The organism is Mesorhizobium sp. M7A.F.Ca.AU.002.02.1.1 (assembly GCF_003998535.1).
In the GTDB taxonomy this organism is placed as follows: Bacteria; Pseudomonadota; Alphaproteobacteria; order Rhizobiales; family Rhizobiaceae; genus Mesorhizobium; species Mesorhizobium ciceri.
This window is the reverse complement of the sequence record NZ_RZPB01000307.1, coordinates 1-6,729: the sequence shown is the minus strand read 5'-3', so window position 1 is coordinate 6,729 and position 6,729 is coordinate 1. Positions and strand designations below refer to the sequence as shown.

The following is a 6,729-nucleotide window of genomic DNA, read 5'->3' as shown; positions in this document are numbered from 1 at the left end:
TCACCACCGTGTCGCGGAACTTGGTGTCGCGCTCCTGCTTGAACGACAGCGGCTGCATCGGATCGATGACGACCCGCACCAGCCGTGCCGGGTCGAGATAGCCCTCTTCCAGGTCGAAGTCCCAGGAGCGGTTCTGCTGCGCCATCAGCCGGCGCTGCAGGCGGTTGGCCAGCCGCCCGACGACGCCGGACAGGTTGGCGAGCTGCTTGTCGAGGAAGGCGCGCAGCCGGTCGAGCTCTTCTTCTTCGCACAACTCCTCGGCGCCGACCGTCTCGTCGAAAGCGGTGGTGAAGACCTTGTAGTCGATCTCTTTCGGCAGATTGGTGAAGGGATTGTCGTTGCGGCGCGCTTCGCCGGGTGTTTCGGCATCGGCGTCGTCATCGTCGGACAGATCGTCGGCGGTGGCGTCGGAGGCTTCCGTCTCGGCCGACTGTTCGTCATCGGCGGAAGCTTCGGCATCCTCGGACTGCGACTGCTCGGAGCCGGAATCCTCTTCGCCGCCCTCCTCGCTCTGCTCCTCGCCTTGCGGCTGGTTGTCATCATTGTCCTCGGAATCTTCCGTCTCCTGGTCGTCGCCGAGTTCCTCGGCCATTTCCATGGAGGCCAGCATCTCGCGCACGACCCGGGCGAACGCCTGCTGGTCGCCGAGCTTGGCCGACAATCCGTCGAGGTCGGCCTTGGCCTTCTCCTCGACCCAGGGGCGCCAAAGTTCGACCAGCCGCTCGCCGCTTTTCGGGATCGGACGGCCGGTCAGCTTCTCGCGCACCATCAGGGCAAGAGCTTCCTCGATCGGCGCGTCGGCCTTGTCCTTGATGTCGACGAGGTTGGCCTTGGCGTATTTGTCCTCCAGCATCGAGCCGATATTGTCGGCGACGCCCTGCATGGCGCGTGAGCCTATCGCCTCGACGCGGGCCTGCTCGACCGCGTCATAGATGGCGCGGGCCGCCTTGCCTTCCGGCGCCAGCTTGGTGTGGATGCGCACATCATGGCAGGCGCGCTTCAGCGCCATGGAATCGCCGAGGCCGCGGGTGATCGCGATATCGGTCTTCGATGCCTTCTTGGGCAGCTCCGGCAAGCGCGCGCGGCTGCCGGCGAGCGCCGGCCGGTCCTTGGCGAAACCGACTTCCAGTTCCTTGTCGCCGGCAATGGCGCGCATGCAGACGGTGACGGCACGCTTGAAGCTGTCGGCTTCAGAGCCCGTCTTCGACTTGTTGCGCGTGTTGTCGCCCGGACCCGCCATCATCTATCTCTATTGTACCGCTGGCCGCTGGCCAAGCTGAGTGCGCAGGAGGCCGATAATCTCTTCGACCGAGATCGTAAAATAGCCGCCTTTCCCACTGTCATATGCCTGTCTCCAATGACTGTATCCGTGGTCAAACCCGTCGGGAATTGGACGAACACCCTCAAGTTCAACCAGACTTTCTCTCAGTACGTCAGCCGCTACAGGGAGGTGAGGGATTGTTTGCAGCTGCTTTCCGTCATTAGGTATCGGCGCGTCAGAGACTGAGATCGATACGATCGGCTGACTTTCGCCTTCCAGATAATCGACAGCGCCTATGATCACACGCGAGGATACTGGTGTCGCGCCGTGATACGTCCAAGTCTGCCCAGGTTTGAGTGGTTGGTTCTGGGCCATGGCTGCCTGACTGAGACCAAAGCAGAGGAATACAAGACTCCATAGGAACGTCCGGTGGGTCGTTCCCATGGAGCGGTCTTAGCCCAGCACCACGTTGGCGGCGCTCTCGGGCAGATCCTCGCCGAAGGCGCGCTGGTAGAACTCGGCCACCACCGAGCGCTCCAGTTCGTCGCACTTGTTGAGGAAGGTCAGCCGGAACGCCATGCCGATATTGCCGAATATCTCGGCATTCTCTGCCCAGGTGATCACCGTGCGCGGGCTCATCACGGTCGACAGATCGCCGTTGATGAAGGCCGAGCGCGTCATGTCGGCGACGCGCACCATCTTGTTGACGATGTCCTTGCCCTTGCCGTCGCGATAGTGCTTGGCCTTGGCCAGCACGATGGCGACTTCATTGTCGTGCGGCAAATAATTCAGCGTGGTGACGATCGACCAGCGGTCCATCTGGGCCTGGTTGATCTGCTGGGTGCCGTGATAGAGGCCGGTGGTGTCGCCCAGGCCGACCGTGTTGGCGGTCGAAAACAGCCGGAAGGCCGGATGCGGGCGGATAACCCGGCTCTGGTCGAGCAGCGTCAGCCGGCCTGACGATTCCAGCACGCGCTGGATGACGAACATCACATCCGGACGGCCGGCATCATACTCGTCGAAGCACAGCGCGACATTGTGCTGGTAGGCCCAGGGCAGGATGCCGTCGCGGAATTCGGTGATCTGCAACCCGTCCTTGACCACGATCGCGTCCTTGCCGACGAGATCGATACGGCTGACATGGCTGTCGAGGTTGACGCGCACGCAGGGCCAGTTGAGGCGGGCGGCTACCTGTTCGATATGGGTCGACTTGCCGGTACCGTGATAGCCCGACACCATGACGCGGCGGTTGTAGGCAAAGCCCGCAAGGATCGCCATCGTCGTGTTCTTGTCGAACAGATAGTCCGGGTCGATGTCGGGCACATGCTCCGATGTCACCGAATAGGCCGGCACCACCATCTTGGATTCGAAGCCGAATTTCTCCTTCACCGACACCGTCGTGTCGGGCAGGTTGGCGATGTCGCGATCGACCTTGTTCATATCTCTCAACGTCTCCACGGGCGAAACGTCTGATTTCGCCGGCAATCGATTTTGTCCGGGGGCGGTCTTAAAGCCTTTTCCAACCTTATGAAAGTTGGAAAACGACACGAACCGTATGGTCGCTCAGCACAGGCCCGCCTGTTTGAGCACGCGATAGGCTTGCAGCACATCGCGGAACCGGTCTTCCGAACCTCTGTCGCCACCATTCGCATCCGGATGGTGTAGTTTCACCAGTTCCTTATAGCGCGCCTTGATCTCCTTGCCAGTCGCCTTTGTATCAAGACCAAGCGTTTCCAGCGCCTTGGCCTCAAGCGGCTTGGCCTTGCGCTCGCGCGCCTCGCGCGGATCCTTGGGTCCCTTGAACAGGTCGAACGGGTCGCGCATGCGGTTATAGTAGCCGGCGCGGCCGGAGCGCATCTGGGCCATATCGGGCGACGACCGGGTCGAGGCCCCGTTGGCGCCCATCTTCCAGGTCGGCCGGTGCCCGGTCATGGCTTCCTTCTGGAAGCGCGCGACCTCGGTGTCCGGCACGCCGGAAAAGTAGTTGAAGCCCTTGTTGTACTCGCGCACATGATCGAAGCAGAAGTGGAAATACTCACCCTCCTTCATGCGCCCGACCGGCGCACGATGGGTGCCCGCTTCCTTGCAGCCGTCCCACTGGCAGATCGGCGAGTGCGACTTCAGCTCCGCGTCCTTGTCGGGACGGACGCGAATCTTCTCGAAATATTTGGGGTACGGCTTCATCTTACCCATTTATGGGGCGTTCGCAGATGCGAAACAAGAATTGACATTTTCGCGATCATCGCCCTAACCGCTGAATCGCGGCATAAAGCAGGCGAATGGCGGATTTTGTTGCGCGGCGGCGGCCCCTCGCGAAACCGATTTTCGGTTTCCAGGCCGAGACGCCAACGATATGTGGTGAAGGGAGATGGCGATGTCCATACAGGCGACCATGGAAGACAAGCTCAACAAGGCATTTTCGCCGGACAGGCTGGTTATCATCAACGAGAGCCATCTCCATGCCGGCCACCACCATCACGGCTCCGACCATCACGGCACTTACGACGGCACCGGCGAGACGCATTTTCGCGTCCGCGTCGTCGCTTCCGCCTTTGCCAGCATGAGCCGCATCGACCGTCACCGCGCCGTCAACGAACTGCTTGCCGACGAACTGAAGGCCGGCGTGCATGCGCTGGCGATCGAACCCGCGGCTCCCGGCGAAAAGACCCGCTGGTAGGTCGCTTCCCCGCGCTCAGAGCACCGCTTCGATGAGGAACGGCCCGCGCCGTGACAGCGCACTGTCCAGCAACGCGTCGAAGCGCTCGCACGTATCGGCGCGAGCCGCCTCCACGCCCATGCCTTTGGCCAGCGATACCCAGTCGAGCGAGGGATGGTCGAGGTCGAGCATGCGCCTGGCGTTCTCGCCGATGGCGCCGACGCCGACATTCTTCATCTCGCCATGCAGGATCGCATAGGTTCGGTTGGAAAACACGATCGTCACCACGTCGAGCTTTTCCCGCGCCTGCGTCCACAATCCCTGCACCGTGTACATGCCGCTGCCGTCGGCTTCGAGATTGACCACCTTGCGGTCGGGACAGGCGATTGCCGCCCCGGTCGCCATCGGGATGCCGCCACCGATCGATCCGCCCGTGCCCATCATGTAGTCGTGCGGCGCGGCAAAGGCCGACAGCGCGAAGAAACGCCTGGCCGAGGTGACCGCTTCATCGCAGACGATCGCATCGGCCGGCAGTTTGCGCGCCACCGAAAGTGCGACGGCATCTTCCGTCAGCTTGCCGTTCGGCGTTGCCTCGTCGGGAAAAGCGGCCGCCAGCACCTTGTGTCGCGACGGCTTGATGCCAAGTTCGTCGCGAAGCGCCTCCAGCGCCGCATGCAGATCGTCGCCATGGGCGGCCAATGTCAGCACCTCGCAGCCTTCCCGGACAAGCCGTCCCGGTTTTCCCGGATAGGCGAAGAAGGCAACCGGCTCCTTTGCGCCGACCAGGATCAGAACATCGACGTCGCTCAGCACAGCCATCGCCGCATCGACCGGATAGGGGATGCGGGTCGGCGCGACACGCCCGCGCCCGCGTTGCATCCGTGCGATCAGAACCTCGCCGAACAGCCGGACGTCGCTGCCCGTCGAGATCTGCCCGGCGATGGCGAGCGCATCGGCGCGCGCGGCCTTTCCGCGAACGATCATGCCGGCCCGGCCCGGAGCGGCACGGATCGCCGCGGCGATCTTGCGTACCGCGTCCATATCGACGGCCGGCGTCGGCGCCAACGTCACCTTGCCGGGCAAAACCGCCTCGACTTCGCCCCAGGCGGCATCCGCCGGCAGGATCAGGGTCGCGACGCCGGGTGGTGTCAGCGAGGCGCGAAAGGCCGCTTCAGCTGCCGGCACGACATCGGCCGGACCCTTGACGCGGCCGACCCAGTTGGACATCGGCGCCGCAAGGCTCTCGATATCGCTGGTGAGTGGGGCATCGAGCGGCAGATGGTAAGAGGCGTGGTCGCCGACGATGTTGATCATCGGGCTGAAGGCACGCCGGGCATTGTGCATGTTGGCCAGCCCGTTGGCCAGGCCGGGACCGGTATGCAGCAGCGTCGCGGCCGGCCGATCGGTCATCCGCGCATAGCCATCGGCGGCACCCGTCACCACGCCTTCGAACAGCCCGAGCACGCAACGCATTTTCGGCTTGCGGTCAAGCGCTGCAACGAAGTGCATTTCGGAGGTGCCGGGATTGGCGAAGCAGACCGTCACATCATTGGCCAGAAGCACGTCACACAGGACATCGGCGCCGTTCATGCAATTCCCTCCCGCTCAAGATCGCAGAGCAGTTGCACCCGCGAGCACCTGCAGCAATGTCTTGCCGCTACTTTTGATCTAATCCAGTGCCGTAAAGATCAGCCAACCGTCGATTTCAGGAATGCCAGCGCGGCCGCGGTCAGCGCGTCGCCCTCCTCGCCGAAATCGCGATTGATCGACATATGCGTATAGGCGCTGCCGTCGAACAGCGTAACCTTGGTGCCCGTCGATCGCAGGCGCTCGGCAAAGGCCCTGGAGTCCTCGCTCCGGCCCGATGCCCGCGAATAGGCGATGAAAGTCGGCGGGTGCTTGCGGCCGTCGACATAGCTGGCCGGCGAAAGTGCCGCCCATTGCGCGGGATCGGAAAAGACGCGGGCATAGGCCCGGACCATACCGCCATTCTTGGCAAGTGCTGCAAGATCATAGGCCCTGGTGTCGTCGAGGATGAGCGCGGCTATGCCCGGCAATCCGCCGCGCATGCCGGTCAGCGCAACCAGATGGCAGCCGGCCGAATGGCCCATGCCGACGATGCGGTTGGGATCGCCGCCATGCCGGGCGATGTTGGCCCTGATGTAAGCATAGGCCTTTTCGACGTCACCAGCCTGGGTGGCGACATTGGCCTGCGGCAGCATGCGGTAATCGATGGAGACGAAGCAGAAGCCGTTGGCGAGCAGGAAGGCCGGTTTGGCGTCCACCTGACTGCGTTTGCCAAACTGCCAGGTGCCGCCATGAACGAAAAACACGACCGGCAGGCCGGTTGCACCATCGGGCGCGTAGATGTCGAGCTTGGCCGGCCCGTAGTCGAAGGTTTCTGGCGTGGGCCGGCGTGTTTTCCACGCGGCCGACGCTTCCAACGGCAGCATCGCCGCCATGGAGGCCATGATCAGGCTTCGTCGATCGATCATCATTGTCTCCTGGCAAGGCAAGACTGCACGCGGCCGCCCCAGCCGTCCAGTCAGGGGTTCGCAACACACCCGCTACCCGCTGAATACGGCTCCGCAACGAGCGCTTTGGTCTCGCGGAGTAGCCTCAATCCTTAAGATCGCGGCCACCTCTTCACATGAAGGGAACAAACGGTGCCCCCCGGCAGTTGAATGCGAGACGAGCCGAATGGAAGCCACAGCGGCTCCGAGGGCAAAAGCATCATGCGAGAGAACCAGTCTGACGTCTTCGATCTCTTTTCGGAAATTTACACCAACGCGGCGCAGGAAGAGATCAGCAT

The 6,729-nt window shown here is 62.9% G+C and carries 6 protein-coding genes; 1 reads left to right on the top strand and 5 read right to left on the bottom strand.

The features are described 5' to 3' along the window. From EN879_RS19125 to EN879_RS19110, 3 genes are all read right to left on the bottom strand, one after another. On the bottom strand, positions 1–1,243 hold a 1,243-nt coding region (locus EN879_RS19125; RefSeq protein ID WP_245493839.1), incomplete at its 3' end, for a cobaltochelatase subunit CobT. Positions 1,244–1,714: 471 nt separating this feature from the next. After that, complete coding sequence (gene cobS / locus EN879_RS19115; protein WP_013529367.1) at positions 1,715–2,701, bottom strand: cobaltochelatase subunit CobS; 987 nt, start codon at positions 2,699–2,701, stop codon at positions 1,715–1,717. A gap of 123 nt (positions 2,702–2,824) precedes the next feature. Next, positions 2,825–3,454: a J domain-containing protein gene (locus EN879_RS19110; protein ID WP_013529366.1), complete on the bottom strand. Its 630-nt coding sequence runs from the start codon at positions 3,452–3,454 to the stop codon at positions 2,825–2,827. Positions 3,455–3,635: 181 nt separating this feature from the next. On the opposite strand from EN879_RS19110, the gene EN879_RS19105 reads away from it, so the two are divergent. Continuing rightward, entirely contained in the window at positions 3,636–3,938 is a 303-nt protein-coding gene (locus EN879_RS19105) for a BolA family transcriptional regulator (protein ID WP_063169109.1), read from the top strand. 15 nt (positions 3,939–3,953) lie between these two features. Here the strand turns inward: EN879_RS19105 and EN879_RS19100 are convergent, their stop codons facing one another. Further along, positions 3,954–5,507, bottom strand: a complete 1,554-nt coding sequence (locus EN879_RS19100) for an acetolactate synthase large subunit (RefSeq protein WP_063169110.1) — start codon at positions 5,505–5,507, stop codon at positions 3,954–3,956. Between the two features lie 98 nt (positions 5,508–5,605). After that, positions 5,606–6,412, bottom strand: coding sequence for an alpha/beta hydrolase (locus EN879_RS19095; protein WP_063169111.1), 807 nt, complete (start codon positions 6,410–6,412; stop codon positions 5,606–5,608). Positions 6,413–6,729: the final 317 nt, after the last annotated feature.

What these genes read in the sequence shown, in the direction of transcription:
- EN879_RS19105 (WP_063169109.1), top strand. Translation starts at nt 3,636, where the DNA reads ATGTCCATACAGGCGACCATGGAAGACAAGCTCAACAAGGCATTTTCG.
- EN879_RS19095 (WP_063169111.1), bottom strand. Translation starts at nt 6,412, where the DNA reads ATGATCGATCGACGAAGCCTGATCATGGCCTCCATGGCGGCGATGCTG.
- EN879_RS19100 (WP_063169110.1), bottom strand. Translation starts at nt 5,507, where the DNA reads ATGAACGGCGCCGATGTCCTGTGTGACGTGCTTCTGGCCAATGATGTG.
- cobS (WP_013529367.1), bottom strand. Translation starts at nt 2,701, where the DNA reads ATGAACAAGGTCGATCGCGACATCGCCAACCTGCCCGACACGACGGTG.
- EN879_RS19110 (WP_013529366.1), bottom strand. Translation starts at nt 3,454, where the DNA reads ATGGGTAAGATGAAGCCGTACCCCAAATATTTCGAGAAGATTCGCGTC.